The organism is Terrabacter sp. RAF57 (genome assembly GCF_052113925.1).
GTDB lineage: Bacteria > Actinomycetota > Actinomycetes > Actinomycetales > Dermatophilaceae > Terrabacter.
In genome coordinates, this window is sequence record NZ_JBFRDT010000002.1 from 38,654 (window position 1) to 65,067 (window position 26,414).

General features: G+C 71.5%; 24 protein-coding genes. 11 read left to right on the plus strand and 13 right to left on the minus strand.

Going from position 1 to position 26,414, the window contains the following annotated elements:
- Window positions 1-129 precede the first annotated feature (129 nt).
- Window positions 130-210: a 3-isopropylmalate dehydrogenase gene (locus AB4Y83_RS02025; protein ID WP_081633825.1), complete on the minus strand. Its 81-nt coding sequence runs from the start codon at window positions 208-210 to the stop codon at window positions 130-132.
- A 304-nt stretch (window positions 211-514) separates the two neighbouring features.
- Between AB4Y83_RS02025 and AB4Y83_RS02030 the strand changes: the two genes are divergently transcribed.
- Window positions 515-1,828 (plus strand): AI-2E family transporter, encoded by a 1,314-nt coding sequence (locus AB4Y83_RS02030; RefSeq protein ID WP_442274915.1) that lies wholly within the window; start codon window positions 515-517, stop codon window positions 1,826-1,828.
- 37 nt (window positions 1,829-1,865) lie between these two features.
- Here AB4Y83_RS02030 and serA read toward each other — a convergent pair whose 3' ends face one another.
- Window positions 1,866-3,449: a phosphoglycerate dehydrogenase gene (gene serA, locus AB4Y83_RS02035; RefSeq protein ID WP_056824469.1), complete on the minus strand. Its 1,584-nt coding sequence runs from the start codon at window positions 3,447-3,449 to the stop codon at window positions 1,866-1,868.
- Window positions 3,450-3,706: 257 nt separating this feature from the next.
- Between serA and AB4Y83_RS02040 the strand changes: the two genes are divergently transcribed.
- Window positions 3,707-4,471, plus strand: coding sequence for an SDR family oxidoreductase (locus AB4Y83_RS02040; RefSeq protein WP_442295901.1), 765 nt, complete (start codon window positions 3,707-3,709; stop codon window positions 4,469-4,471).
- A gap of 69 nt (window positions 4,472-4,540) precedes the next feature.
- On the opposite strand, the gene ilvC is transcribed toward AB4Y83_RS02040, so the two are convergent.
- The 3 genes from ilvC to AB4Y83_RS02055 all read right to left on the minus strand — a co-directional run bounded on the left by ilvC (window position 4,541) and on the right by AB4Y83_RS02055 (window position 8,032).
- Window positions 4,541-5,569, minus strand: coding sequence for a ketol-acid reductoisomerase (ilvC, locus tag AB4Y83_RS02045; protein ID WP_442295902.1), 1,029 nt, complete (start codon window positions 5,567-5,569; stop codon window positions 4,541-4,543).
- A gap of 79 nt (window positions 5,570-5,648) precedes the next feature.
- Entirely contained in the window at window positions 5,649-6,161 is a 513-nt protein-coding gene (gene ilvN, locus AB4Y83_RS02050; RefSeq protein ID WP_056753659.1) for an acetolactate synthase small subunit, read from the minus strand.
- A gap of 2 nt (window positions 6,162-6,163) precedes the next feature.
- Window positions 6,164-8,032, minus strand: a complete 1,869-nt coding sequence (locus AB4Y83_RS02055; protein ID WP_442295903.1) for an acetolactate synthase large subunit — start codon at window positions 8,030-8,032, stop codon at window positions 6,164-6,166.
- Window positions 8,033-8,357: 325 nt separating this feature from the next.
- Between AB4Y83_RS02055 and AB4Y83_RS02060 the strand changes: the two genes are divergently transcribed.
- Complete coding sequence (locus AB4Y83_RS02060) at window positions 8,358-9,308, plus strand: GNAT family N-acetyltransferase (RefSeq protein WP_442274918.1); 951 nt, start codon at window positions 8,358-8,360, stop codon at window positions 9,306-9,308.
- Window positions 9,309-9,317: 9 nt separating this feature from the next.
- A complete protein-coding gene (locus AB4Y83_RS02065; protein ID WP_442274919.1) occupies window positions 9,318-9,773 on the plus strand; it encodes an SRPBCC family protein in 456 nt (151 codons plus the stop codon).
- Between the two features lie 22 nt (window positions 9,774-9,795).
- Here AB4Y83_RS02065 and AB4Y83_RS02070 read toward each other — a convergent pair whose 3' ends face one another.
- Window positions 9,796-10,614, minus strand: coding sequence for a phytanoyl-CoA dioxygenase family protein (locus AB4Y83_RS02070; RefSeq protein WP_442295904.1), 819 nt, complete (start codon window positions 10,612-10,614; stop codon window positions 9,796-9,798).
- A 127-nt stretch (window positions 10,615-10,741) separates the two neighbouring features.
- Between AB4Y83_RS02070 and AB4Y83_RS02075 the strand changes: the two genes are divergently transcribed.
- Complete coding sequence (locus AB4Y83_RS02075; protein ID WP_442295905.1) at window positions 10,742-11,578, plus strand: AraC family transcriptional regulator; 837 nt, start codon at window positions 10,742-10,744, stop codon at window positions 11,576-11,578.
- Between the two features lie 97 nt (window positions 11,579-11,675).
- Here the strand turns inward: AB4Y83_RS02075 and ilvD are convergent, their stop codons facing one another.
- From ilvD to AB4Y83_RS02095, 4 genes are all read right to left on the minus strand, one after another.
- Complete coding sequence (gene ilvD / locus AB4Y83_RS02080) at window positions 11,676-13,376, minus strand: dihydroxy-acid dehydratase (RefSeq protein ID WP_442295906.1); 1,701 nt, start codon at window positions 13,374-13,376, stop codon at window positions 11,676-11,678.
- 79 nt (window positions 13,377-13,455) lie between these two features.
- On the minus strand, window positions 13,456-13,989 hold the full coding sequence (locus AB4Y83_RS02085; protein WP_442295907.1) for a SixA phosphatase family protein: 534 nt from the start codon (window positions 13,987-13,989) through the stop codon (window positions 13,456-13,458).
- A 46-nt stretch (window positions 13,990-14,035) separates the two neighbouring features.
- Window positions 14,036-16,099, minus strand: a complete 2,064-nt coding sequence (locus AB4Y83_RS02090; RefSeq protein WP_442295908.1) for a YhgE/Pip family protein — start codon at window positions 16,097-16,099, stop codon at window positions 14,036-14,038.
- Entirely contained in the window at window positions 16,096-16,950 is an 855-nt protein-coding gene (locus tag AB4Y83_RS02095; RefSeq protein WP_442295909.1) for a hypothetical protein, read from the minus strand. The genes AB4Y83_RS02090 and AB4Y83_RS02095 overlap by 4 nt, the downstream gene beginning before the upstream one ends.
- A 57-nt stretch (window positions 16,951-17,007) precedes the next feature.
- Here AB4Y83_RS02095 and AB4Y83_RS02100 point away from each other — a divergent pair, with 57 nt between their 5' ends.
- Window positions 17,008-17,628 carry a TetR/AcrR family transcriptional regulator gene (locus AB4Y83_RS02100; protein ID WP_442274925.1) on the plus strand — a complete coding sequence of 207 codons (621 nt, stop codon included), beginning with the start codon at window positions 17,008-17,010 and terminating at the stop codon, window positions 17,626-17,628.
- A 118-nt stretch (window positions 17,629-17,746) separates the two neighbouring features.
- On the opposite strand, the gene AB4Y83_RS02105 is transcribed toward AB4Y83_RS02100, so the two are convergent.
- The gene (locus tag AB4Y83_RS02105) at window positions 17,747-19,882 is read right to left on the minus strand and encodes a PKD domain-containing protein (protein ID WP_442295910.1); all 2,136 of its coding nucleotides are present in this window, start codon (window positions 19,880-19,882) and stop codon (window positions 17,747-17,749) included.
- A gap of 171 nt (window positions 19,883-20,053) precedes the next feature.
- Between AB4Y83_RS02105 and AB4Y83_RS02110 the strand changes: the two genes are divergently transcribed.
- From AB4Y83_RS02110 to lepB, 3 genes are all read left to right on the plus strand, one after another.
- A complete protein-coding gene (locus AB4Y83_RS02110; RefSeq protein ID WP_442295911.1) occupies window positions 20,054-21,625 on the plus strand; it encodes a multicopper oxidase family protein in 1,572 nt (523 codons plus the stop codon).
- Complete coding sequence (locus AB4Y83_RS02115; protein WP_442274928.1) at window positions 21,622-22,236, plus strand: hypothetical protein; 615 nt, start codon at window positions 21,622-21,624, stop codon at window positions 22,234-22,236. The genes AB4Y83_RS02110 and AB4Y83_RS02115 overlap by 4 nt, the downstream gene beginning before the upstream one ends.
- Window positions 22,237-22,319: 83 nt before the next feature.
- Window positions 22,320-22,886, plus strand: coding sequence for a signal peptidase I (gene lepB / locus AB4Y83_RS02120; protein ID WP_442274929.1), 567 nt, complete (start codon window positions 22,320-22,322; stop codon window positions 22,884-22,886).
- Here lepB and AB4Y83_RS02125 read toward each other — a convergent pair.
- Window positions 22,864-23,862 carry an AfsR/SARP family transcriptional regulator gene (locus AB4Y83_RS02125; protein WP_442295912.1) on the minus strand — a complete coding sequence of 333 codons (999 nt, stop codon included), beginning with the start codon at window positions 23,860-23,862 and terminating at the stop codon, window positions 22,864-22,866. The two genes, lepB and AB4Y83_RS02125, sit on opposite strands and share 23 nt — an antisense overlap.
- 235 nt (window positions 23,863-24,097) lie before the next feature.
- On the opposite strand from AB4Y83_RS02125, the gene AB4Y83_RS02130 reads away from it, so the two are divergent.
- Together AB4Y83_RS02130 and AB4Y83_RS02135 are read left to right on the plus strand one after the other, a co-directional pair.
- Window positions 24,098-24,751, plus strand: a complete 654-nt coding sequence (locus AB4Y83_RS02130) for a response regulator transcription factor (protein ID WP_056770308.1) — start codon at window positions 24,098-24,100, stop codon at window positions 24,749-24,751.
- Window positions 24,741-26,126: a sensor histidine kinase gene (locus AB4Y83_RS02135; protein ID WP_442295913.1), complete on the plus strand. Its 1,386-nt coding sequence runs from the start codon at window positions 24,741-24,743 to the stop codon at window positions 26,124-26,126. Before AB4Y83_RS02130 ends, AB4Y83_RS02135 begins: the two co-directional genes overlap by 11 nt.
- Here the strand turns inward: AB4Y83_RS02135 and AB4Y83_RS02140 are convergent.
- Window positions 26,115-26,411, minus strand: coding sequence for a MoaD/ThiS family protein (locus AB4Y83_RS02140; RefSeq protein WP_442274933.1), 297 nt, complete (start codon window positions 26,409-26,411; stop codon window positions 26,115-26,117). The genes AB4Y83_RS02135 and AB4Y83_RS02140 overlap by 12 nt on opposite strands.
- Between the last annotated feature and the right edge of the window lie 3 nt (window positions 26,412-26,414).

Genomic DNA, 26,414 nt, shown 5'->3' on the forward strand with positions numbered 1-26,414 from the left:
GTCAGCCTAGAACCCGTCTTGTGATGTGGAATCTGCGTCTCAGTCATTGAACCGACGACGGCCCCACCCGGGAGGGCAGGGCCGTCGTCACGGTGTCGCGGCTCGGCCGCGGACGTCGTCGGGTCTGGCTCAGTCTTCGGTGTGACCCTGGTCGCGCAGGTCCATCGACTCCTGCAGGGCCTGACGGGCAGCCTTGGCGTCTTCGCTCATGGTGATCACGTCTTTCGAGTTGCGTGCGGTGTGGTGGTCTCAGGTGGCTCCAGCCCGGGTGGGCGAACCGGTCAGCAGAGGGGTGCGCGGGATCTCCGCGGCGAGGTGCTGACTACCTGGACTCGCCGCGGCGGGGAATAAGTACGACCTGCCGCGTCATGCATTTCACGGTACGCCGGGCTACCCATGGGTAAAGGGGGTTTCCACTGGATGAGACGCGGTGTCCGCCATTCGTCAGGGCTGGGGCCGCGGCGCGGTGCCGCGCATCCCCCGCTCCCCCTGCCCGGAGTCGTAGGCTCGCCGCGTGAGCGCCGACCACCCCGACGCGCCTGCCGACCCCTCCACCGGCACCGCTCGCCACCACGCCGACCACCCGGACCACCGGGCCGCTGCCACTCGCGCCCGGCACACCAGCCACGCCGTCCCGGGGGTGCCGTTCGACGACGAGGCGCGATGGATCGCCATCACGCCCGGCAACGCCCGTCGCATCATCGTCACGGTATTCGTCGCCGTCGTCCTGCTCTCCGTGGCGACGTGGGCCTTCCACGCGATGGGCAGCTTCCTCTTCCTGCTGCTGCTCGCGTGGCTCCTGTCGATCGCGATGGAGCCGGTCGTGCTGTGGCTGAGCCAGCGCGGCATGAAGCGGGGTCTCGCCACGGGGATGACGATGCTCGGGATGCTCCTGCTCTTCGCCGGGCTCGCCGAGCTCTTCGGACAGGTCTTCGTGTCGCAGCTCTCACAGCTCGGGTCGCAGCTGCCCGGCGCGATCACCTCGGCGATCGACTGGGTCAACTCCACCTTCGGCACCCAGTTCGACATCGAGCAGATCCAGACGGCCCTGAGCCTGACGCCCGACAAGCTCGGTGAGCTCGCGGGCAAGTACGGCGGCGGCATCATCGGGGTCTTCGGCTCCGTCATCACCTTCCTCTTCGACGCCCTGACGATCCTCGTCTTCGCCTACTACTTCTCGGCAGACAGCCCGCGGCTGCGCCAGACGATCGGCTCGTGGCTCCCCCAGCGCTACCAGCGCGTCTTCATCACGGTGTGGACGATCTCCGTCGAGAAGACCGGCGGCTACGTCGTGTCCAAGCTCGTCCTGGCCTCGCTCTCGGCCGTCTTCCACGTCGCCTTCTTCTGGTTCATCAACGTGCCGTTCTGGCTGCCCCTCGGCATCTTCGCCGGCATCGTCGGCCAGTTCATCCCGACGATCGGCACGTACATCGGCGTGGCCCTGCCAGCCCTCTTCGCCCTCCTCGACAAGCCGATCAACGCCCTGTGGATCGCGGTGTTCGCGACCGTCTACCAGCAGCTCGAGAACTACGTCTTCACGCCGCGCATCAGCCGGCGCACCATGGACGTGCACCCGGCCGTCGCCCTCGGTTCGGTCATCGCCGGCGCCGCACTCTTCGGCCCGATCGGCGCCCTCATCGGCATTCCCATCGCGGCGGTCGCCCTCGCGATCGTCGACACGTTCAGCAAGCGGCACGAGCTCGTCCCCGAGCTCGCCGGCCTCGAGCCGGCCGACGACAAGGACGACGAGGACGACGAGGACAGCGAGGACGAGCGGGACGCCGGGAGTCCCCAGCGCGTCGAGACGGACGCCGGCCAGCGGAGCTGACCGGGCGACCTGACCGGCGGACCTGACCGGCCTCCGCTCAGTCCTGCAGGCCGATGACCGAGAAGGTCTTGGCCTCGATGACCTCGGAGAGCTCGGCGGCCATGGCTGCGGGCACGGCGCTGTCGACGTTGAGCACCCCGATGGCCCGGTCGTCCTGGCGCGAGACCTGCATGCCGCCGATGTTGATGCCCGCGTCGCCGAGGATCCGGCCGACCGCGCCGATGACGCCCGGACGGTCGGAGTACTCGAAGACGAGCATGTGGTCCGAGAGCGGGACCTCGAGGTCGTAGCCGTTGACGCCGACGAGCTTCTCGACCATCTTCGGGCCGGTCAGCGTGCCCGAGACCGAGACGACCGACCCGTCGGCGAGGGTCCCGCGCAGCGTCGTGACGTTGCGGAAGTCACCGGAGTCGGGGTCGGTGACGAGCCGCACGACGCAGCCGCGCTGCTCGGCGAGGACAGGGGCGTTGACGTAGGTGACGGCGTCCTCGACGACGTCGGTGAACAGTCCCTTGAGGGCGACGAGCTTCCACACGCTGACGTCGTGGGCGGTGATCTCGCCGCGGACGTCCACGTCGAGCTGGGCCGGCACGCTGCCGGACACCGCGGTGAAGATGCGGCCGAGCTTCTCGACGAGCGGGATGCCCGGGCGGACCTCCTCGGCGATGAAGCCGCTGCTGACGTTGACGGCGTCCGGGACGAGCTCTCCCCCGAGCGCGAGACGCACCGACCGGGCGACGGCGATGCCGGCCTTCTCCTGGGCCTCCTCGGTCGAGGCGCCGAGGTGCGGCGTGACGACGACGGACTCGTGCTCGAAGAGCGGTGACTCGGTGGTCGGCTCGGTGGCGAAGACGTCGATGCCGGCGCCGGCGACCCGGCCCTCCGCGATGGCGCGTGCCAGGGCGGCCTCGTCGACGATGCCGCCACGGGCAGCGTTGACGATGCGGACCGAGGGCTTGACCTTCGCAAGGGCCTCTTCCCCGATGAGGCCGAGCGTCTCGGGCGTCTTGGGCAGGTGGATGGTGATGAAGTCGGACTGGGCGAGCAGCTCGTCGAGGCCCACGAGCTGGGCACCGAGCTGTCCGGCCTTGGCCGGCGACGCATAGGGGTCGTAGGCGAGGATCCTCATGCCGAAGCCCTTGAGGCGCTCGGCGACGAGGGCGCCGATGCGGCCGAGGCCGACGACCCCGACGGTCTTGTCGAGCAGCTCCACACCGGAGTACTTGCTGCGCTTCCACGCCCCCGCCTTGAGGGCCTGGTTGGCCGGCGCGATGTTGCGGGCCGTCGCAAGGAGCAGGGCCACGGCGAGCTCGGCGGCGGACGTGATGTTGGACGTCGGCGCGTTGACGACCATGACCCCGGCCTGCGTCGCCGACTGGACGTCGACGTTGTCGAGGCCGACACCGGCGCGGGCGATGACCTTGAGCTGCTTCGCGGCAGCGATGGCCTCGGCGTCCATCCTCGTGGCCGAGCGGATGAGGATCGCGTCGACGTCGGCGAGCGCCGGGAGGAGTGCCTCGCGGTCGGCCCCGTCGACCGAACGCACCTCGAAGTCCGGTCCCAGTGCCTCGATCGTGGCGGGCGACAGCTCTTCGGCGATGAGGACAACGGGTTTGGTCACAGAGGAACCCTTCCGAACGGGCGGGGCCCTACGCACGACAGGGGCGCGGGCCGTCGGCGGCACCGCGATGTGCCGTCGGCGAGTCTAGGCCGTCGTTCGCGCAGAATCACGGGATGTAACCACAATGTGAACACGGGTCCGAGGGGTGGTCGGGGTATCAGTTCCTGGAACACCGATCCCGTATGCCGGACGCTTCGTCACCACGAACCCCGCGCGAGGCATTGCGCCGGCACGGGCGGGCACGTCAGGGTGTGGTCATGCGCATTGTTGTGACAGGTGGCGCCGGGGACCTCGGCTCGCGGGTCGTCCGCGAGGTCGTGGCCCGCGGACACCAGGCGGTGCCGGCGAGCCGGAGGACCGGCGTGGACCTGACGACCGGTGAGGGTCTCGAGGCCGTCCTGGCGGGCGCCGATGCCGTCGTCCACTGCGCCGACGACACGTCACGCGGCGACACCGTCACGGTCTACGGGACGCGCCGGCTGGCCGATGCGGCTGCCGAGCACGGCGTACACCTCGTGCACATCTCGATCGTCGGCATCGACGAGCACCCCTTGGCCTACTACCGCCGCAAGCTGCGCGCCGAGCAGGGCATCGAGGATGCGGGTGGTGCCGCCTCGGTCTTGCGCGCCACCCAGTTCCATTCCCTCGCAGCGTTCTTCGCCCGCAAGCTGAGTGCAGGGCCGATCGCCGTCACCATCGGCGACATGGCCCTCCAGCCCGTCGACACGGACTTCGTGGCCACGCGCCTGGCCGACCTTGCGCTGGGAGCGCGCCCCACGGCATACGCCAGGGCGACGGACGTCGCAGGTCCCGATGTGCTCACGGTCGGCGAGGTCGCGACCCTGCTGCGTGCGCACCGGGGCGCCTCCGCCCCGAAGGTCGTGCGCCTGCCGCCCGTCGGCGGGCTCCTCAAGGCGTTCGCCGAGCGACGTAACGTCCCCTTCCCCGGTGACGCGGACACCGGCGGCCAGGCATTCGCCGCCTGGCTCGCCCTCCAGCCGAAGCGGCTCACCGGTCGCTGACCCGTCGAGGCGCGCGAACGGCCGGCGTCCGCGCATTCGGGACGCCGGCCGTCGAGCCGTGCGGGCGGGTCAGCGGGCGGCGCTGCCCTCGACGTAGTCGGAGTCGGTCTGCTTGACCCACGCCATGAGCTTGCGCAGCTCGCGACCCGTGCCCTCGATCGGGTGCTGGGCACCCTTCTCTCGCAGCGCCTTGAACTCCGGCGCGCCGGCGTCCTGGTCGTCGATGAAGCGCTTGGCGAAGCTGCCGTTCTGGATGTCGCCGAGCACCGCCTTCATGTTCTCCTTGACGCTCGGGTCGATGACGCGCGGACCCGACAYGTAGTCGCCGTACTCAGCGGTGTCGGAGACCGACCAGCGCTGCTTGGCGATGCCGCCCTCGATCATGAGGTCGACGATGAGCTTGAGCTCGTGGAGGCACTCGAAGTACGCGACCTCGGGCTGGTAGCCCGCCTCGACGAGGGTCTCGAAGCCGTACATGACGAGCTGGCTCGCGCCACCGCACAGGACGGCCTGCTCGCCGAAGAGGTCGGTCTCGGTCTCCTCGGTGAACGTCGTCTTGATGCCGCCGGCACGCAGGCCGCCGATCGCCTTGCCGTAGGCCTTGGCGAGGTCCCAGGCGGTGCCCGACGCATCCTGCTCGACGGCGAGGAGCACGGGCACCCCACGGCCGTCGGCGAACTCGCGGCGCACGATGTGGCCCGGTCCCTTGGGGGCGACCATGAGCACGTCGGCGTCGGCCTCGGGCTTGATGTAGCCGAAGCGGATGTTGAAGCCGTGGCCGAAGAGGAGCGCGGCGCCGTCCTTGAGGTTGGGGTGGATGTCGTTGGCGTAGACCGTCCGCTGCACCTGGTCGGGCGTGAGGATGACGACGAGGTCGGCCTCCTTGACCGCGTCGGCGACCGACGTGACCGTCAGGCCCTCGGCCTCGGCCTTGGCCTTGCTCTTGCTGCCCTCGGCGAGGCCGACGCGCACGTCGACGCCGGAGTCGCGAAGGTTGAGGGCGTGGGCGTGGCCCTGGCTGCCGTAGCCGATGACGGCGACCTTCTTGCCCTGGATGATCGACAGGTCGGCGTCGTCGTCGTAGAACATCTCGGCCATGGTGGCCTTCTCCTTCGGTTGCGGTGTGCAGTGGGTCTGGTGGTGCGGCGGGTGGAGCCCCGCCCGGGTGGAGCCGGGGTCAGGCGCTGCGCAGGCTGCGGTCGGTGATGGATCGGGAGCCGCGACCGACGGCGACCATGCCGGACTGGACGAGCTCCTTGATGCCGAACGGCTCGAGGACGTCGAGCAGGGCTCGGAGCTTGTCGGAGGTGCCGGTGGCCTCGATGACGATCGCGTCGGTCGTCACGTCGACGACCTTGGCCTTGAAGAGCTGGATCGTGTCGATGACCTGGCTGCGGGTCGCCGGGTCGGCACGGACCTTGACGAGCAGGATCTCGCGCTGCACCGAGGCGTGCGGGTCGAGCTCGACGACCTTGAGCACCTCGATGAGCTTGTTGAGCTGCTTCGTCACCTGCTCGAGCGCCGCGCCCTCGACCTCGACGACGACCGTGATGCGGGAGATGTCGGGCAGCTCGGTCGGGCCGACGGCGAGGGAGTTGATGTTGAAGCCGCGTCGGGAGAAGAGCGCTGCCACGCGGGTCAGGACGCCGGGCTTGTCCTCGACGAGGACCGACAGGGTGTGCTTGCTCATGCTCAGTCCTCCCGCTCCCAGACCGGCGCCTCGTGGCGTGCGGCCTGGATCATGTCGTTGCTGACGCCTGCCGGCACCATCGGCCACACCATGGCGTCGCGGTGCACGATGAAGTCGATGACGACCGGGCGGTCGTTGGTCTCGAGCGCCAACTTGATGACGGCGTCGACCTCCTCGGGCGTCTCGGCCCGCAGGCCGAGGCAGCCGTACGCGTCGGCGAGCTTGACGAAGTCGGGCACCCTCTGGGTCGTCGGCTGCAGGTCGGTGTTGGAGTAGCGCTCGTTGTAGAAGAGGGTCTGCCACTGGCGGACCATGCCGAGCGAGCTGTTGTTGATGATCGCGACCTTGATCGGGATGTTGTTGATGACGCAGGTGGCGAGCTCCTGGTTCGTCATCTGGAAACAGCCGTCACCGTCGATGGCCCAGACGGTGCGCTCGGGCTCGGCGACCTTGGCGCCCATGGCTGCCGGGACCGAGAAGCCCATCGTGCCGAGGCCACCGGAGTTGATCCACGCGTTGGGGCGTTCGTACTTGACGAACTGCGCTGCCCACATCTGGTGCTGGCCGACACCCGCGACGTAGGTCGCCTCCGGTCCGGTGAGGGCCCCGATGCGCTCGATGACGTACTGCGGCGAGAGCGTGCCGTCCTCGCTGTCGGTCCAGCCGAGGGGGAACGTCCGCTTCCAGTCCGCGACCCGCTCGCGCCACTCGGCGAAGTCCCAGGCGTCGGTGTCGTCGTCCGCCGTCGCCCGGTCGAGCGTGATCTGCTCGATGAGGTCCTTGATGACCTCGCCCACGTCACCGACGATCGGCACGTCGGCGATGCGGTTCTTGGAGATCTCGGCGGGGTCGATGTCGGCGTGGATCACCTTGGCGTGCGGGGCGAACGTCGAGAGCTGGCCGGTGACCCGGTCGTCGAAACGCGCGCCGAGCGTGATGAGCAGGTCGGACTTCTGCAGGCCCGTCACCGCGGCGACCGTGCCGTGCATGCCGGGCATGCCGAGGTTGAGCGGCTCGCTGTCGGGCACCGTGCCACGAGCCATGAGAGTCGTGACGACGGGGATGCCGGTCAGCTCGACGAGCCGGCGCAGCGCCTCGCTCGCGCGGGCTCTCACGACACCGCCCCCGACGTAGAGGACGGGCCGCTTGGCCGCGGCCATGAGGCGCGACGCCTCGCGGATCTGCTTGCCGTGCGGGCGGAGCACCGGGCGGTAGCCGGGCAGATCGATCTGCGGCGGCCAGCTGAAGGTGGTCATCGCCTGGAGCGCGTCCTTGCTGATGTCGACGAGGACGGGACCCGGCCGGCCGGTGCTCGCGACGTGGAACGCCTCGGCGATGGCCTGCGGGATCTTCGCCGGGTCGGTCACGAGGTAGTTGTGCTTCGTGATCGGCATCGTGATGCCGCGGATGTCGGCCTCCTGGAAGGCGTCCGTGCCGATGGCGGCGCTCGCGACCTGACCGGTGATCGCGACGACGGGCACGGAGTCCATGTGCGCGTCGGCGAGCGGCGTCACGAGGTTCGTCGCGCCGGGGCCCGACGTCGCCATGCAGACGCCGACCTTGCCGGTCGCCGACGCATACCCCTCGGCCGCGTGACCGGCACCCTGCTCGTGGCGCACGAGGATGTGACGGACCTTCTTGGAGTCGAGCATCGGGTCGTAGGCGGGCAGGATCGCGCCGCCGGGGATGCCGAAGACGGTGTCGCAGCCGATGGCCTCGAGGGAGAGTACGAGCGCCTGCGCCCCGGTGACCTCACGGGCCGGCGTGACGGGCCCGACGGGCTCGACGGGCTTGGCCTCCGCCGCGGGTCGGGGACGGGCCAGGGAGGCCACGTCGGCGGGCGAGGGCGCCTGCTTCGTCGTGTCGCTCACGATCTCTTCCTTGTCTCGAGCACTGCGTGGTGATGCCGGTTCGGGCTGACTCCAGCCACAAAAAAACCCTTCGGTCCCGCGGTGGGACGGAAGGGGGCGCGCTGACCGTTCGAGCTGGTCGGCGCGCTAGGGAAGTACGAGGAGTCGGGCCACGTGACAACCGTCCTACCAAGCCCCAGCGGTGTCAATCGACCATCTGGGGCGTCTCAACATGTGACCTCGTGATCTCACCCACTGTCACGCCGGCGGTCGGGGCGCCGGCGCTGTCCCCGGGTCCGCGAAAGTCGGTTGTCGCCGGCGCGACCGGCTCGGGACACTGACCGGCATGACGAGCGCCGTGCCCCTCCAGCTGCCGCCTGCTGCGGCCCACCTCGCCGACCGACCGCTGTCGCGGGACGACGCGGCTGCCGTCACCGCCCTCATGGCGGCCTGCGAGCTGCACGACGTCGGAGAGGTGCTCATCGAGGAGGCCGACATCGTCGGCGACTGGCAGCGTCCCGCCTTCGACCTCGCCACGCAGTCCGTGGGCGTGCTCGACGGAGACCGGCTCGTCGCGTACGCGGAGGTCTACAAGGGTCGCTGGGCCGACGCGGCCGTCGCACCGACCCACCGCGGTCTGGGCCTCGGGACGGCCCTGTCTCGCTGGACCCGAGCCGTCGGCGCGCGTGACGGCGGCACCGTCGTCGGCCAGCCGGTGCCCGGCGACTCGGCCGGCGAGCGCCTCCTCTCGGCTCTCGGCTACCGCACCCTGTGGACGTCGTGGGTGCTCGAGCTGCCGGCCGGGCAGGCGATCGAGCCACAGCCCGTCCCGGAGGGGTATGCCGTCCGCGAGCCGCGCGACGAGGACGACCTCCGCGCGACGTGGACGGTCAACGAGGACGCCTTCCTCGAGTGGTCCGAACGCGAGCGATCGACCTTCGAGGAGTGGACTGCCACCGTCTCGCGACGACCGGGCTACGAACCGTGGCAGCTGCGGCTCATGGTCGACGCTTCCGACACCGTCGTCGGCATGGCCTTCGTCGTCGTGTCGAGCGGCTGCGCCTACGTCGACAAGCTCGCGGTGCGCCGCGACGAGCGCGGCAGGGGTCTGGCCAGGGCGCTGCTCGTCGACGCCTTCGAGGTCGCCCGCGCGCACGGAGGCGAGCGGTCCGAGCTGTCGACCGATTCCCGCACCGGCGCCCTGGGACTCTATGAGAAGGTCGGCATGCAGGTCACGTCGGTGTGGCGCCACTGGGCGGCCGACGTGGCGCCGGACCCGGGGGCCGCACCAGCCTGAGGAGACGCCGTGGAGCAGCACACGAGCATCGACATCGACGCGCCGGTCGCCCGCGTCTGGGCCGTGATGCGCGACGTCGAGCGCTGGCCCGAGTGGACCGCGTCGGTGCGGTCGGTGACGCTGCTCGACGACGGGCTGCGGGTCGGGGCGCGGGCCCGCATCGACCAGCCGCGGATCCCGACGACGGTCTGGACCGTCACCGGCCTCACCGAGGGGCACGACTTCACGTGGGAGGCGAGCGGGCCCGGCACGTTGACGACGGGTCGCCACGGCGTCGAGGCGACGGGCCGCGGCACGTGCCGGGCGACGCTCTCGATCACCCAGTCGGGCCTGCTCGGCTCGGTCGTCGGGCGTGGCTACCGTTCGCTCACCGATCGCTACCTCGCGATGGAGGCGGCGGGTCTCAAGGCGCGCGCCGAGTCGACGGAGCTGATGGAGTCGCCGACACCCGGTGAGAGCTCCTAGCCTCGCGGCGACGCGTCCCGGGTCAGCGGGGCAGCGCAGGGTTCGAGTCCGAGGCCGCGACGTCACCCGGTGCGAGCCCGGGCAACCACGAGCTGAGGTCGTTGGCCTGCGCCGAGTTGGCCGGTTCGAGCACCGTCAGTCCGTCGACGAACCAGATGACGGTCATGACCTCGCGCATCCGGTCCGAGGAGTTGCCGAGGGCCTTGTGCACCGTCCAGCCCGAGTGGAAGGACGCGTCGCCGGCACGCATCGCGACCGGTTCGTCGACGACGAGGCCCCGCTCCGTGAGCAGCCGGTCGAAGTACTCCTCCGACGCGTCGGAGATGCCGATGTCGCTGAGCGGCCCGTCGACGTGGCTCCCGGAGGCGAAGGCGAGCCCGCCGTGGGCGGGGGTGATGTCGACGAGCGGCATCCACATGGTCAGGCACCGGGAGCCGTCCAGCGGCCAGTACATCGCGTCCTGGTGCCACGGCGTGTAGCCCCCGCCGGGCTCCTTGAAGAGCGCCTGGTCGTGGTAGAGCCGCACCCGCGGGACGCCGAGCAGGCGGGCCGCCACGTCGGCGAAGCGGGAGGCCATGACGAAGCGCGCGACGTCCTCGTCGTGCCGCCAGAGGTTCATCACCTGGAGGAACGCCATGCCGTAGCTGTCGCGCTCGGCGAGGGGCCGGGTCTCGGTGCTGAGGCGCTCGACCGCCACCGCGACGGGCACGCGGTACGCCGCCACCTCCTCCTGCGTGGCCACCTGGGCCAGGCGCACGTGGCCGTTCGAGCGGTAGGCCGCGACGTCGCCGTCAGAGACGGGGTATGCCGTGGTGAGCGCGGGCAGCAGGTCGGTGGGCATGTGGTGACTCGTCCTCCGTGGATCGTGAACGACCCGAGCAGTCGTCGTAGCTCCCAGCACAGCAGTCGTGCTCGGACCCGACCCGGAACGTCGTGGTCACAGGGGAACGATCTGGTTCGATGACCTCATGGACGAGCGGGCGGCGCACGGCGAGAGCGCTCGACGCGTGCCGTCGGGCCGGCTCGGCGAGGTGCTCGTGGCCGGACACATCATCGGCGGCAGCGGCCTACCGGTGGGGACGACCCGGCGACACCCGACGTGGGGCCTGACCTTCGTCACCGCGGGCACGGGCCGCTACCGCGACGCGGGGCGCGACGAGTCCCTCGGCGCGGGCTCCCTCGTCGTCGTGCACCCCGGCCATCCGCACTGGTACGGCGCCGACCGCGACGGCTGGGACGAGGTCTTCGTCGTCTTCGACGGGGTCGCGTTCGAGCTGGCCCGGCGACGTGGTGCGCTCACGCCCGACCACCCCCTCGTGCACGGTCTGCCGGTCGCCAGGTGGCGCCACCGGTTCGCGGCCTTCGGCGAGCGGACCCGCCCGACGACCGTCGCGGGGCGGGACGCCGAGGTGCTCGACCTGCTCACGGCCCTGCTCGAGGCGATCGCGACCGCAGGTGCGGGCAGGGATCCTCGCGGAGCCGCGAGGCTCGGCTGGCTCGATCGGTCCCTCGAGCTGCTCGACCGCGACCTCGCCGAGTCGCTGGACCTGCCGTCCGTGGCCGCGGAGGTCGGCATGACCTATGAGACGTGGCGCCGACGGTTCCGGTCCGAGACCGGCACGAGCCCCTACGCCCACCGCGCCTCACGACGGCTCGAGGCTGCGACCGACCTGCTCGTGCACACCGGGCTCGGCGTCCGGGACATCGCTGCGGCAACCGGATTCAGCGACGAGCGGCACCTCATCCGCCGGTTCCGCGAGCACACCGGGATGACGCCCCGTGCCTTCCGCGACGCGGAACGCTGACCCGGCCACACGGCATACGCCATCGACCGCCCAGCCTGGGTCGAGGTGATGGCGACACCCAGCCGCGCGTCGCCATCACCTCGAACCCGAGCGAGGGTCAGCCGCAGACGGCGCCGCGGCTGGCGCTGCCGACGAGCTTGCGGTACTTCGCGAGCACTCCGCGGGTGTACTTCGGCTCAGGGTGCGTGACGCCTTCAGCTCGGCGACGGTCCATCTCGTCGTCGTCGACGAGCACGTCGAGCGTGCCGTTGGCGACGTCGAGGCGGATCGTGTCGCCGTCGTGCACGAAGGCGATGGGCCCGTCGTCGACGGCCTCGGGGGCGACGTGGCCGACGCAGAGCCCGGTCGTGCCGCCGGAGAAGCGACCGTCGGTGAGCAGGAGGACGTCCTTGCCCAGGCCCGCGCCCTTGATGGCGCCCGTGACGGCGAGCATCTCGCGCATCCCGGGACCACCCTTGGGGCCCTCGTAGCGGATGACGACGACGTCGTTCTTCTGCAGTGAGCCCTGCTCGACGGCGTCCATCGCGGCGCGCTCGCCGTCGAAGACGCGGGCGGTGCCCTCGAAGACGGACTCGTCGAAGCCGGCCGACTTCACGACGGCGCCCTCGGGCGCCAGCGAGCCGGTGAGGATCGTCAGGCCACCGGTCTTGTGGATCGGCGTCGCCATCTCGCGGATGACACGGCCGTCGATGTGCGGCGGGTTGATGTCGTCGAGGTTCTCGGCCATCGTCTTGCCCGTCACGGTGAGGCAGTCGCCGTCGAGCAGCCCGGCCTCGAGCAGCGTCTTCATGACGACGGGGATGCCGCCGATGTGGTCGATGTCCTTCATGACGAAGCTGCCGAACGGCTTGACGTCGGCCAGGTGCGGCACCTTCGCACCGATGCGCCGGAAGTCCTCGATCGTCAGGTCCACCTCGGCCTCGTGCGCGATGGCGAGCAGGTGGAGCACGGCGTTGGTCGAGCCGCCGAAGGCCATGACGACGGCGATGGCGTTCTCGAAGGCCGGCTTCGTCATGATGTCGCGCGCGGTGATGCCCTTGCGGAGCAGCTCGACGACGGCCTGGCCCGACTTGCGGGCGTACATGTCGCGGCGCCGGTCGGTGGCGGGCGGCGCGGCCGAGCCGGGGATCGACATGCCGATGGCCTCGGCCACGGCGGCCATCGTGTTGGCGGTGTAGAAGCCGCCGCAGGCGCCCTCCCCCGGGCAGATGGCGCGCTCGATCGCGTCGACGTCCTCGAGCGACATCTTCCCGGCGTTGCACGCACCGACGGCCTCGAAGGCGTCGATGATCGTGACCTCCTTCTCGCTGCCGTCGGAGAGCTTGGCGATGCCCGGCAGGATCGTGCCGGCGTAGAGGAAGACCGACGCGAGGTCGAGACGGGCGGCAGCCATGAGCATGCCCGGGAGCGACTTGTCGCAACCCGCGAGCAGCACTGACCCGTCGAGGCGCTCGGCGTTCATGACCGTCTCGACGGAGTCGGCGATGATCTCGCGGGAGACGAGGCTGAAGTGCATGCCCTCGTGGCCCATCGAGATGCCGTCGGAGACGGAGATCGTGCCGAACTCGAGCGGGTAGCCACCCCCGGCGTGCACGCCGTCCTTGACCGCCTTGGCGAGCCGGTCGAGCGACAGGTTGCACGGCGTGATCTCGTTCCACGAGCTCGCGACGCCGATCTGCGGCTTGACCCAGTCGTCGTCGCCGAGGCCCACGGCCCGGAGCATCCCCCGCGCGGCGGTCTTCTCGAGACCGTCGGTGACGTCGCGGCTGCGGGGCTTGATGTCAGGCGTCTGCGTCATGCCAGCAGCATAGAACCGTGTCCGCTGGGTGGACACCGCATCTCACAGCCTGAGCCCGTGCCCACCGGGCGTCGGCCGGTCAGTCGTCGTGACCGCGGCTGACGTGGAAGCGCGCCAGCTCGCACGTGCCGAGGTCGAGGTCGGCCCAGTCCCCCGCGTAGCGCAGGACCGCGAGCCCGCTCGTGACGAAGCCCTCCCCGAGGGCCTCCTGCGCCTCGCGCGAGCCCTCGCCGTCAGTGAGCAGGCTCGTCAGCTGCGCCATCGTCGGGTTGTGGCCGACGACGAGGACGGTCGAGGTGTCACCGGCGTCCTCGCGCACCGTCTCGAGCGTCTGCTCGGAGCCGCCGAGGTAGACGCTGCGCCGGAACTCGACGAACTCCGTGTGCGCGCCACCGCGGCACGCCTCCTCCCACGTCTGTCGCGTGCGCTGCGCGGTCGAGCAGATCACGAGGTCGGGCACGAGGCCTTCGGCATGGAGCCACTTCCCGGCAGCCTTGGCGTCCCGTCGACCACGGGCCGCGAGCTCGCGGTCGTGGTCGACCTTGCCCGGCCCCTCCTCGGCCTTGGCGTGACGCATGAGGATGAGGGTCTTCTCTCTCGAGGCGCTGCTCATGACTCCGAGCATGCTCCGGACCGGCCGCGTTGTCAGCCCAGACCGGTCAGAGGCTCAGCTCGGGCTTGATCCGCGACGGCGTCCACATCCGCGAGCGCCGGGCGGCGACCGTCGACACGGCGAGGGCACCGACGAGGTATGCCGCGAGCACCGCGATGCTGCCCGGCACGGGACCGAGGTCGGCGCCGTACATGAGCCGGCGGAGCCCGTCGATGGCGTACGTCATCGGGACGACGTGGTGGATGGCCTGGAGCGGCGCGGGCAACGTCTGCCAGGGGAACGTGCCGCCCGCGCTGACGAGCTGGACGACCATGAAGACGAGGCCGAGGAACTTCCCGACGGCCCCGAGCCGTGCGGCGAGGGCGTGCAGGATCGCGACGAACGTCATGGACACGAAGACGAGGAAGAGGAAGGCGAGCACCGGGTGCGCGATCCGGATGTCGACGCCCCTCCCGACGACGAGCACGAGCGCCGCGGCCTGGAGGACGCCGACGAGCGCCGGCGCGAGCCAGCCGCCGACGGCCGTGCGGACCGAGCGCTGGCTCGTCGCGAGGGCACGCGTCGACAGGGGCCGGACGAAGAGGAAGAGGACGTAGGCGCCGATCCAGAGCGCGAGGCTCATGAAGAACGGCGCGAGCCCGGCACCGTAGGAGCCGGCCGATGAGAGGGAGTCGGACGAGACCCCGACGGGGTTGCCGATCGTCTGGGCCATCGCCTTGCGCTGGGCGTCGGAAGGGTCGGGCACGGCGTCACGGCCCTTGACGAGACCGGCGTGCAGGTCGGTGGCACCCTTGACGAGCGAGTCGAGGCCGGAGGCGAGGGAGGTCGCGCCCGACGAGAGCTGGTCGGCGCCGGTGGAGGCCTTCGTCGCGCCGGACGCGAGCGCGCTCGAGCCGGTCTTGAGCTGGTCGAGACCGGTGGCGAGCGCGCTGGCGCCGTCGCGGACCTGGACGGCGCCGGAGCGGGCCTGGGCGATGCCACTCGTCAGGGCCGGCGTCGCCGAGGCGAGCGTCCGGGCGCCGGTCGCGACCTGGTCGGCGCCCTTGGAGAGGCGGGTCAGGCTGCCGGAGGCCGACTGGATCGTGCTGTCGGCCGTGTCGACGTAGCCGTCGACGACGTCGAGCCGCGACTCGACGACGGCGAGCTGGGCGTCGGTGAGCCCCTGGGCGCGCAGGGCCGCCAGGAAGCTCGACCGGTCGGCGGCGATCCGGCTCTTGAGCTGGGTCGACGCGGTCGCGGCCTGGGTGCCGTAGGAGGCGATGGTCCGGTTGCCGGCGGCGACCTGCTCGGCGCCGTCGGCGAGCCGCGCGGTCTGGGCCGGCAGGTTGGCGGTGCGGGACTGCAGCGTGGACAGGCCGGAGGCGAGCTGGCCGGCGCCCGCCTCGAGGCTGTCGGCGCCGGAGGCCGCCTGGCCGACACCGGTGTCGAGGCGCCGGGCCCCCGAGGCGAGGTCGTCGAGGCCGGTCGCGAGGGTGCGGGCCCCGCTCGCCAGCTTCTTCGCGCCGTCGTCGGCCTTGACCGCCCCGGCCCGCAGCTGCTCGGAGCCGTCGGCGGCCTTGACGAGCTGGTCGTGGACGTCGCTGAAGCCGAGGAGCAGCTTGCTGGCCGCGGTCCGGCTCACCTCGCTCGCGACCGATGCCGTCACCTGCTTGATGACCTGGTTGCCGATGGTCGAGGTCATGTAGTTGTTGGCGTCGTTCGTCTCGAGCACGACCGTGGCCTGTCGCGGCCGGAACTCGGCGGTCGACGCCAGGTCGGCCGAGAACGTCCGGGGCAGGATGACGGCGAAGGCGTAGGTCCCGTCGTCGACACCGCGCATCGCCTCGTCGTGCGAGACCCGGTGCCAGTCGAAGGACCTCGAGTCGACGAGCTGGTCGGCGACCCGCCCGCCGACCTGCAGCTTCTCCCCCGTGCTGAGGGTGGTGCCGGTGTCGTCGCTCAYGACGGCCGCCGGCACCTGCGGGAAGCCCCCGTAGGGGTCGTGGTTGGCGTAGAGGTAGAGACCGCCGTAGAGCGTGGGGATGAGGACGAGCGCAGCCAGGGCGAGCCGGGCCAGGCGCGAGCTCGTGAGGCGGCGCAGCTCGGCGACCGCGAGGCGGACGGGGTTCATGCCGAGGGCTCCTTCGGGGTGGTTGCGGTGGTGTCCTGCGGGTCGGGAGCGGTCTCCGGCCCCGGCTCGGTCTCCGGCTCGCTCTCCGGCTCGGTCTCGGACTCGGGCTCCGGCTCGGGCTCCGGCTCGGGCTCCGGCACGGTCTCCGGCTCCGTCTCCGGGTCGGGCTGCGATGTGAACGCGAGCGCCGGCTGCGGCGCGGGCTCAGCCTCGACCTCGTCGGGAGGCAGCGTGGATGCCAGGGCAGCCGTCGTCAGGACGATGACGGCGAAGCCCTCGCGGGCCAGCCAATGGCAGGTCTCGAGCCAGACCCCGTGGTCCCCGCCGTGCCGTTCGGCACCGGCGAGGACGAGGACGCGTACGTGGGGGTGGAGGGCGCCGAGCTCGAGCAGCAGGCTCGTGCGCACCCCTGCGGGCAGCTGTTCCCAGGGCACCCCGGAGCGGTCGGCGAGGTCGTGCTCGGACAGGAAGGTGGCGACGGCCGAGCGGGAGGCAGGACGCTCGGCGAGGGCGAGCTCCTCCTGCACGACGGCCCGCACCGCCAGGGAGTCCTCGGGGGCCGTCACGTCGGCGATGTCGACGAGCCGCGTGCGCAGCTGCAGCTCGGCTCGCTCCGGGACCCCGCCGATGCTGACCCGCCCGCGCAGCAGGTCGACCCGGCCTCCGATGGCGAGGGCGAGTGCGACCTGGGGGATGCCCGGGTCGGTCGGGACGAACGTGACGACGCCCCCCGGGGCCGTGAAGCTCACGTGCTCGACGAAGGGCTCGTGCGTGCCGGCGACGCTGACGTCGTCGACGACGATGGTGCGCTGGTCGGGGTCCGTGGGTCGGCCTGAGCTGGGAGTGGTCACCTGACGAGTATGCTCCGATACGAGGTCGTATTCAATTCGAGGTTGTATCCTTTGCGTATGCCGTCCGCCACACACCCGTCCACCGCTCCACGCATCAGCGCGCGTCGCCAGGCCACCCGCGACCGTGTCCTCGAGGCCGCGAGCGAGGTCTTCGCCGAGCGCGGGTTCCACGGCGCGACCGTCGAGGACATCTGCGAACGCGCCGGCTTCACACGAGGCGCCTTCTACTCCAACTTCAGCTCCAAGGACGACCTCGTCGTCGAGCTCTCCCGACGCCACTCGGAGGCGCTCGTCGACCGGATCCGCCGTGCGAGCAAACGCGAGCACGCGAGCGCCGACGAGGTGCTCCGCGACGTCTTCGCGGCGCTGGCCGACGACAGCAGAGAGCGCTGGCTCGTGCTCACGACCGAGTTCACCCTGCACGCCATCCGCGATGCCGACGCGCGACGCACCTGGGCTGCCCAGCAGCGTCGGGTCCGCGACGAGCTGGTGTCCGTCGTCGACGAGGCGGTGTCGCGCCAGGGACTCACCCTCCCGATCCCCACCGACCTCTTCGTCCGCGTCGCGATCGCGCTCGCCCAGGGTTCGATGACCCAGCGGCTCGTCGAACCGCGCTCTCTCGCGGTCGGAGAGCTCGAGCGCACCGCCCTGCCCATCCTCCTCGGCGTCGGTCGCTGACGACGGCGCGACCGAGGCGGACGACCCGAGCCAGCACTCACGACGGTGGCCCCCTCCGCGAGGAGGAGGCCACCTCGGGGGTGGACGGCCGGGGGTAGCTGCGTCCACCCGGGGAGGGTCAGTTCAGCCGCACGGTGAACGGGGTGGAGACACCGCCCAGCTCCGACTCGACGACGACCGTGGCGCCCTGGGTCGCGACGGGTCCGGTGGCGGGCCGGATCGAGAACCCGCCGGCCGCGTCGACGACCGCTGATCCGATGACCGTCCCAGCGAGTCCACCCAGGTGCGCCGTGACCCGCTGTCCCGCCACGACGCTGCCCGTGCCGTCGATGCGCCACTGGCCCTTGAAGCGCGCCGTCGTCACGACGACGGTGTCGGAGGTGGGCGTCACCACCACGTCGTCCGTGGACGTGAGGGCCCCGGTGGCATCGCGCACCGTGAGCCGGAACGTCAGCGGGCCCGCGTTGCCGTCCGAGGCGTGGAAGAGCGGGAACGTGAACGTCGGTCGGGCGGACGTGGCGCCGGAGAGGGTCACCGTCGGCCTCGTCGGGCCGGCCACCTGCGCCCAGGCATAGGTCGCGGCTCCCTGTGACGCCCCACCGTCGAGGGTCACGACGGTCCCGCGCCGCACCGTCTGGTCGGACCCGGCGCTCGCGACGACGACCGTCACCGGCGGCGTGACCGTGACGGTGGCCGTGGCCCGGTCGCTCGTGCCCCCGGGTCCCGTCACGACGAGGGCAAGCTCGTAGTCGCCGGGAGCGTCAGGGGCGGTGAAGGACGCAACGGCGCTGTTCGGCGAGGTCAGGGAGATTCCTTCGGGGCTCTCCCACGCGTACGAGAGGATCGTGCCCCGGGACGTGGACCCGTCGAGCGTGACGACCTGTCCCGGCTGGACCGTCTGGTCGGGTCCGGCCTGGGCCCTGACCGGGATCGGGTCCGTGGCGGGGCCGGTCACCGTCACCGGGAGCGTGACGGCGCCACCGGCGGCGGAGGTGACCGTGACCGTGACGGGCGGCGCCACGAGGGGGTCGACGACCAGCGTGCCGCCGACGAGGACACCGAGACCGACGGCGGTGAGCGTCGGGTCGGCGAACGTGTCGCTCGAGCTGGCCCCGACCGACAGCACGCGCCGGCCCGCATCGAAGACGGCGGTGCCCGACACCCGGTCGACGACGGCGATGGTCTTGCGTGACGGCGGCAGGTCGCCGACGTTCGAGACCTGGACTCGGCTCGGCAGCCCGTCGGCGGCGACCCGGGCGAAGTACCTCCCGTCGCCCCCGGTCAGGGCCGTGGTGGCGAAGCCGACGACGCTCGAGGCGTCGCCCACCTCGATGGCCTGCAGCTCCCCCGGCTCCGACGAGGCGAAGACGTCGACGAGCGAGGTACCGCCGGACGAGCGGGCGTAGGTCGCGGCGTCGGCCGACACGCCGGAGGTCGTCGCGACCTTCCCCTGGACGGTGAAGAGGTCCGTCTCGATGCAGTCGGTGACGGGCCCGGTCACGGTCGGGCACGCGTCGGTCGTCGCGGACGGGTTGACGCCCGGCCCCTGGATCCGGAAGACGTTCGTGCCGTAGGGGCTGCCCTTGATCCGGTGGTCGGTGATGCCGTCGCCGACGTAGGTGTCGCCCTTGAGAGCGGGGTCCGTCCGCGTGCCGAACGTGTCCCACGTCAGGAACGGCCCGATGCGGCCGCCGAGGGCGCCGGAGAAGTCGCCCGGCGCACCGATGCCGATGTCCTCGGTGTCGAAGATCAGCCCGTCGCGGTTGGCCTTGAGGGTCTTCGTCCCCACGGGTGTCGTGAACGTGTAGTCGGTGGCGTTGCGGACGTTGGTCATCTTGATCCGCATCCGCGCGAAGACGACCTGCTCGCCGTCGACGACCGGCCCGGCGGAGAACGCTCCTTCGAGGGCCATGTCGAGGCGCGCGACGCCGGCGCTCGCCGTGTCGACCTGGGCGCCGGTCAGCGAGTAGAACGCCTCGTCCGGGTAGTTGTCAGGGAAGGCGACGGGCGCCGTCTCGTCGGGCAGGTCGCCTCGAGCGGGGCAGAGGGGGTCGGCGGCGGCGACGCACAGCTCGAGCCGCAGCCCGTTCTTGTCCTTGTACCAGGTGGGGTAGCCGTTGGTCGCGCTGACGGGACCGACGGCCGCCAGGCCCGGTCCGGGCGTACCGCCGACGACGGCGGCGGATGCGCTGACACCGATGACGACCGGGAGGCCGATGACTGCGGCGAGCGCCGCTGCGGTTGGACGTCTCATGACTTGCCTTCTCACGCGTAGGTCCGGTGACGGGCGCCCGGTACGGGCGTTCCCGTCAGGCTCCGCGCGCGGCCTTGCGGAAACCTTGGGCACGGGCTCCCCTGACCCACAAGGAGATCCCAAGGTCGCCCCGCTGTCCTAGAGGAAGTTGGAGTCGATCGAGGAGGAACCATGTCACTGTCGCGTCGTGACCTGATGAAGCTGGGCGTCGTGGGTGGCGCCGCCCTGGCCCTGCCGCTGGAGCGCACCGTCAGGGCGGGCTCGAGCACGCAGAGCCGGCTCGCGAGCAGCAGGCTGCCGAGGCCGTTCACGCTGCCCTTCCGGGTGCCGCCCGTGCTCCAGCCCAGCCGGGTCGACAGCACGACCGACTACTACAAGGTCTACATGAAGCCGGTCATGGCCGACGTCGTCCCGGGCCTCAAGACGCCACTGTGGGGCTACAACGGCAGCGTGCCCGGGCCGACGGTCAAGGTCGCGCAGGGCCGCCGCACCGTCATGCGCCAGGTCAACAACCTGCCGGCGACCCACCCGCTCCTGCGCTACACGCCATGGACCTCGGTGCACCTGCACGGGTCACCGTCGGCCCCGGAGTACGACGGGTACGCCAGCGACATCACGAACCCTGGTCAGTACAAGGACTACGTCTACCCGAACACCCCGACGGCCCGGACGCTCTGGTACCACGACCACGGCCTGCACCACACGGCGGAGAACGTCCTCATGGGCCTGGCAGCGCAGTACCACCTCACGGACCCGCTGGAGCAGTCGCTGCCGATTCCACACGGCGAGTTCGACGTCCCGTTGGTCGTCAGCGACGCGATGTTCGCGACGGACGGGCAGCTCTACTTCGACAACCACGACGAGTCCGGGATGTTCGGCGACGTCGTCCTCGTCAACGGGGTGCCGTGGCCGGTCATGAAGGTCAAGCGGCGGCGCTACCGCTTCCGGCTGCTCAACGCCTCGATCTCACGGTCCTACCAGTGGTCGCTCGACTCCGGCGACCCGTTCGTCGTCATCGCGACGGACGGGGGCCTGATGCCGGCACCCCAGCGGGTCAGGAGCTTCCGGCAGGGCATGGCCGAGCGCTACGAGGTCGTCGTCGACTTCAGCCGCTACCCCGTGGGCCGGCGGGTCGTGCTCGGCAACTCGAGCCCGAAGAACAACATCGACTACGACAGCACGAACAAGGTCATGGCCTTCGACGTCGTCGGCGACGACTTCGACCCGGCCGACAACGCCGTTCCCGACCAGCTCAACCCGACCAACCCGGTCATGGCGCTGACCGCCGCGGACGCCGTGCGCACCCGAAAGCTCGACCTCGTGCGCAAGAACAGCCAGTGGACGATCAACGGCCACACGTGGGACGACGTCGTGCGCAGCCGGTTCGCGCTCGTCGAGGCAAACCCCGCAGAGGGGGACGTCGAGGTGTGGGAGATCCGCAACTCGTCGGGCGGCTGGTTCCACCCGGTCCACATCCACCTCGTGGACTTCCGCGTGCTCGACCGCAACGGCGCGGCGCCGATGGCCCACGAGCTCGGGCCCAAGGACGTCGTCTACGTCGGCGAGAACGAGACGGTGCGGGTCGTCATGCGCTTCGAGGGGCGGGGCAAGTACATGATCCACTGCCACAACCTCGTCCACGAGGACCACGACATGATGAGCCAGTTCGAGGTCGTGGCCGGGGAGTCGACCGACCCGATGAGTGATCCGTGCAGGTCGCTGCCCGAGGACGGCGAGCTGTGAACGCGACGGCCCACGAGGGCCTTCACGGTGCCGCGGTCGACGACGAGGGCACGCCGCAGCAGGCACACCGCTGGCGTACGCCGTCGGCCGAGGCCCGCGCGGCCGGCACCCTCCTCGGGGTGGCCGGGCTCGTCCACGTGGTCGTGACGCCGGAGCACGTCGACGAGTGGGCACCGGCCGGTGTCTTCTTCGCTGTCGTCGCCACCGCCCAGCTGTGGTTGGGCCAGGCGCTGTGGCGCGGCACCGCGAGGCGGGTCCTGCCCGCGGCGGTGCTCTCGACGGCCGGCCTCATCGCCCTCTACGTCGTGTCCCGCACCGCAGGACTGCCGTTCCACAGCGAGGGTGCGGCCGTGTCCGGTGGCGGGCACCACGGTCCCCTGCTCGTGCCCGGCGGCCACGGCAACGGGATGCCCGTCATCCCGGGGTCCGAGGGCGGTTCGACCGTCGAGGCCCTGGGGCTGCCCGATGCCGTCTGCGTCACCGCCGAGTTCGCGGCGCTGGCCCTCCTCGTCGGCCTGATGGCCCCCGCCCAGCGCCGTTCCGTCACCAACCTGCTGCTCGCGGTGGGCGTCTGTGGCTGGATCGTCTGGGCCGTGGCCAGGTTCACGTGAGCCTGCCGATGTCCGCGTCGGGGCGACCGCCCGGGGAGGGCGCGTCGGCAGCCGGGACCGTGCGCTCCCCTCGGAGGCCGGACGTGCAGTCGCCAGTCGCGGGTCGTCGGGGTCGTGGCCTCCACCACGGCTCGCGCCGCGCGCGCCGGGCACTCGCCGTGCTCGCCGTCGGTCTCGCCGTCGGGTCGCACTGGGTGGTCGAGCCGGTCCGTGTCACCTCCGACTCGATGAGCCCGACGCTCTCGGCGGGCGACCACGTGATCCTGCTCCGCACGCCGTGGGCGGGGACCGTGTCCCGAGGCGACGTGGTCGTCGTCGGCCCGGGGTGGGCCGAGCGGGCGGCGTCCACGACGAACGCCGGCGCCCAGGTGCCCACCGGGACGTCGTGGGTCAAGCGCGTCGTCGCGGTCGGCGGCGACGTGGTCGGCCTCGAGGACGGGCGGCTCGTCGTCGACGGCGTGCCGGTGACCGAGCCGTGGGTCGACGAGGAGTCGATGGACAGTGTGTGGTTCGGCCCCGTCGCCGTGCCCGCAGGTGCCGTCTTCGTCATGGGCGACGACCGCTCCCGCTCGGTGGACTCCCGGGTCCTCGGGCCTGTTCTCCTCGACGACCTGGACGGACGCGTCGTCACGCCGTGGCCGCTCTCCTGACGTCTCCGGCCGGTCGGCCACCCGGGAGACCCGACGGCACCGTTCCGCTCGCGGCGCGGAGCAGTGACCGGAGCCGCCGGCAGTCCTCCTCGAGGGAGGCGAGCGCCTCGGGCTGTGCGATGCCCCCGGCCCCACGACCTCCGGCCGCGTGCGCGGAGGGCAGCCGACCCGCCCCGCGACCCGCACCCCCGTGGGCGAGCAGCCGCACGTGCAGGCGCACGACGGCGTCGACGAGGTCGCGCAGCCCGTCGTCGTCGGACGACGTCGCCGCGAGCAGACGCGTGAAGACCGTGCGCAGTCCCGGTCCCGGGTCGCAGCCCAGCTCCTCGGCGAAGACCGAGCGACAGGTCTCGTACTCCCGCATCGCCTCGGCCTGGCGTCCCTGGCGCTCCAGCGACTCGAGCAGCACCTGCCAGGCCGCCTCGACGAGCAGGTCGCGCTCGATCGCGTCCCGGGCCCAGGTCTCGGCGCGGGACGGGTCGCCCTCGTCCAGCGCGAGGCGTGCGGCGTCGGTGAGCACGCGGAGCACCCGGGAGTGGTGACCGGAGACGTGCTCCTCGAGCCAGGGCAGGTCGCCGTCCACGGGCGCCAGAGGACGTTCGACGAGGGCGAGGGCAGCGGCATACGCGTCCAGCGCATCCGTCCCGGACACGTCGACCGCGCGTGCGGCGGCGACGAGCCGGGTGAACTCGACGACGTCGACGGGCGCCCGGTCCACGTCCCAGCGGTAGCCGCCCGGGACCGTGACGACCGGCGTCCCGCCCGGGAACACCGTCGCGAGCCGCTTCCGGAGCACACTGACGTAGGCCTCCAGCGTGCCGAGTGCACCGGCGGGCGGTCTTCCACCCCAGAGGAACTCGATGAGGCGTCCCTTAGAGACACTCGCACCGGCCTCGAACAGCAGCGCCATGAGCACCTGACGCGCCTTGGCCCCTCCGACGTCGCGCGGGCCGAGGACCAGGTCCCCGTCTCCCACGACGAGTCCCCCACACAGGCGTACGCGAAGCCCAGCAGTTCCGTTCATCCGGATCCCCCCTTGCAGAACTCCTCCCATGGTGGGCGCCTCCGGATGACGCCGGACCACCCAGCGGCGGGTGCCCCGACCCCCACTTTTCGAGGGCCGTTTCTCCGCACGCGAGGCCTCCAGCCGTGATACTGGTTCGCGGAACGGTGCGCCGGGGAGCGCACTGTCCTGACGACGAGGGGGCTCGATGTCGTCCGAGATGATGCGTGTGCTGGTCGTCGACGACCACCGAACTGTCGCCGACGCCCTGTCGCTCGCCGTGTCCGCCCAGCCGGACATGGAGAGTGTCGGCACCGCGGGCGGCGTCGTCGACGCGCTCGCGATCATCGACCGTGCGCGGCCCGACGCGATCGTCATGGACGTGCACCTCGACGACGGTGACGGCATCGAGCTGACCCGCCGCGTCACGGACGCCCACCCGCAGGTGCGCGTGGTCGTCCTCACCGCCCACGTGACCCACGCGTTGCTGGCCCGCGCCGCCGAGGCCGGAGCCTCGGCGCTGCTGCCCAAGGGCGGCCCACTCGCCGAGCTGATCCAGGCGGTGCGCGAGGCCAGTCGCGGGACCTTCGCCGTGCACCCGGTGCTGCTGCGGGCGCTCGTCGGCAACGGGTCCGGCAGACAGGGCACCCCGGAGCTGCTGACCTCTCGGGAGCAGCAGGTCCTCGCCCTGCTCGCCCAGGGGCGGGACCCCACGGCCATCGCCCGTACCCTCGGCATCTCGGTGCTCACCTGCCGCGGCTACATCAAGAACATCCTCGTCAAGCTCGACGCGCACAGCCAGCTCGAGGCGGTCATGATCGCTCTGCGGCGCAAGCTGATCCGGCTCGACGATGAGATCTGACCGCACCTCCGGCAGGGCGAGCCGCGGGCCGCTCGCACCCGGCCGGTCGACCGTCGTGCGCAGCGCCGTGACCCGGTTCGTGGTCTGGAGCGTGGCGGTGCTGCTCGTCGTCGCCTCGGGCACGCTGTTGTTGTCCCAACCCCTGGCCGAGTCCCTGTCCCTCCACGAGGCCGACGTGCGCAGCGTCGCCTTCGCCAACTCGGTCGTGGCACCGCTCGTCGACGAGGGGGTGCGGGCGGGCCGGCCCGAGGCCATGGCACCCCTCGAGCGCCTCATGCGGGCACGGATGGCCGACGGGTCCATCGCCCACATGAAGATCTGGACCGCCGACGGGCTCGTGCTGTGGACCGACGAGGCGGGCATGACCGGCAGGACGTACGAGCTCGATCCCGACGTCGCAGCCCTCTTCGGGGGCACCGGCGCAACCGCGGAGCTGTCAGATCTCGACAAGCCCGAGAACGCCGCCGAGCAGTCCCATGAGGAGCTCATCGAGGTCTACGTCGGCTTCCGCGCCGCCGACGGCCATCCCCTCGTCTTCGAGGCCTACTGGCCCACCGAGCGCATCCAGCACGACGTCGCCGACATCCGCTGGCAGTTCACCACGCTGGGCCTGGTCTCGCTCCTGCTGCTCGCCCTCGCCCTGCTCCCGCTCGCGCTGTCCCTCGCCCGCCGCGTCGACCGCGGCCTCGCCGAGCGGGAGGAGATGATGGCCCACGCGCTGTCGGCCTCGGACCTCGAGCGCCGTCGCCTCTCGCAGGACCTCCACGACGGACTCGTGCAGGACATCGTGGGGCTCGGGTACGCGTTGCCGACCGTGGCGGCCGCCCTGCCGGAGGAGGCGACCGCGGAGCGACACCTGCTCGAGCAGGCGTCGGCCGACCTCGCACGCAGCGCCACGGGGGCGCGCGAGCTGCTCACCGACGTCTACCCGGCGGACCTGCGCAGCGGGGGCCTCGTGGCTGCCGTCGAGGAGCTGGCGGACCGGCAGCGCCGGCGTGGAACCGACGTCGACGTCTCGGTGGACCCCCGGCTCGACGACTCGCTCGCCGTCGCCCAGCTGACCTTCCGGGTCGTCCGCGAAGGGCTGCGCAACGTCGACAAGCACGCGGACGCCTCGACCGTGGCGGTGTCGGCCGCCCTCCGGGGCGAGCGCGTCGTCGTCGAGGTGCGCGACGACGGCGTGGGGCCCTCGGCCACGGTTGACGAGCCTCCGGCCGGTTCGAACCGAGGGCACCTCGGGCTCCGGCTGCTGCGCGACACCCTGAGGTCACTGGGTGGCGACCTGACACTGGGCCGCGAGACCCCGGGCGGGGCGGTACTGCGGGCCGACTYCCCCGTGCTCGGGCCGATGTCCGGGCTGCCGTCAGCCTCCTGAGACGGCGTTGATGATGTGGACGCGGGCTCCGGCCGGGACCGGTGCGTCGATGCCCTCGCCGCGCGTGGCGTCCTCGCCGTTGACGAAGACCTTGACGTGCCGACGGATCTGGCCGCGCTCGTCGCGCACCTTGCCGTCGAGGATGCGATGACCGGAGAACGCCCGGTCGAGCAGCTCGGCCACCGTCTGCGACTCGGACGGCGACTCGACCTCGATCTCGGCGACGCCACCCACGAGGTCGCGGAGCATGCCGGGGAGGATGACGCGGACGGGGGCGGACGGCATACG

Bases quoted from the DNA above. Each gene is read 5' to 3' on its own strand.
- AB4Y83_RS02130 (WP_056770308.1), top strand. From the start codon at position 24,098: ATGTCGTCCGAGATGATGCGTGTGCTGGTCGTCGACGACCACCGAACT.
- AB4Y83_RS02060 (WP_442274918.1), top strand. From the start codon at position 8,358: ATGACGAGCGCCGTGCCCCTCCAGCTGCCGCCTGCTGCGGCCCACCTC.
- AB4Y83_RS02070 (WP_442295904.1), bottom strand. From the start codon at position 10,614: ATGCCCACCGACCTGCTGCCCGCGCTCACCACGGCATACCCCGTCTCT.
- AB4Y83_RS02085 (WP_442295907.1), bottom strand. From the start codon at position 13,989: ATGAGCAGCGCCTCGAGAGAGAAGACCCTCATCCTCATGCGTCACGCC.
- AB4Y83_RS02100 (WP_442274925.1), top strand. From the start codon at position 17,008: ATGCCGTCCGCCACACACCCGTCCACCGCTCCACGCATCAGCGCGCGT.
- AB4Y83_RS02140 (WP_442274933.1), bottom strand. From the start codon at position 26,411: ATGCCGTCCGCCCCCGTCCGCGTCATCCTCCCCGGCATGCTCCGCGAC.
- ilvD (WP_442295906.1), bottom strand. From the start codon at position 13,376: ATGACGCAGACGCCTGACATCAAGCCCCGCAGCCGCGACGTCACCGAC.
- AB4Y83_RS02105 (WP_442295910.1), bottom strand. From the start codon at position 19,882: ATGAGACGTCCAACCGCAGCGGCGCTCGCCGCAGTCATCGGCCTCCCG.
- AB4Y83_RS02075 (WP_442295905.1), top strand. From the start codon at position 10,742: ATGGACGAGCGGGCGGCGCACGGCGAGAGCGCTCGACGCGTGCCGTCG.
- AB4Y83_RS02025 (WP_081633825.1), bottom strand. From the start codon at position 210: ATGAGCGAAGACGCCAAGGCTGCCCGTCAGGCCCTGCAGGAGTCGATG.
- AB4Y83_RS02110 (WP_442295911.1), top strand. From the start codon at position 20,054: ATGTCACTGTCGCGTCGTGACCTGATGAAGCTGGGCGTCGTGGGTGGC.
- AB4Y83_RS02040 (WP_442295901.1), top strand. From the start codon at position 3,707: ATGCGCATTGTTGTGACAGGTGGCGCCGGGGACCTCGGCTCGCGGGTC.
- ilvN (WP_056753659.1), bottom strand. From the start codon at position 6,161: ATGAGCAAGCACACCCTGTCGGTCCTCGTCGAGGACAAGCCCGGCGTC.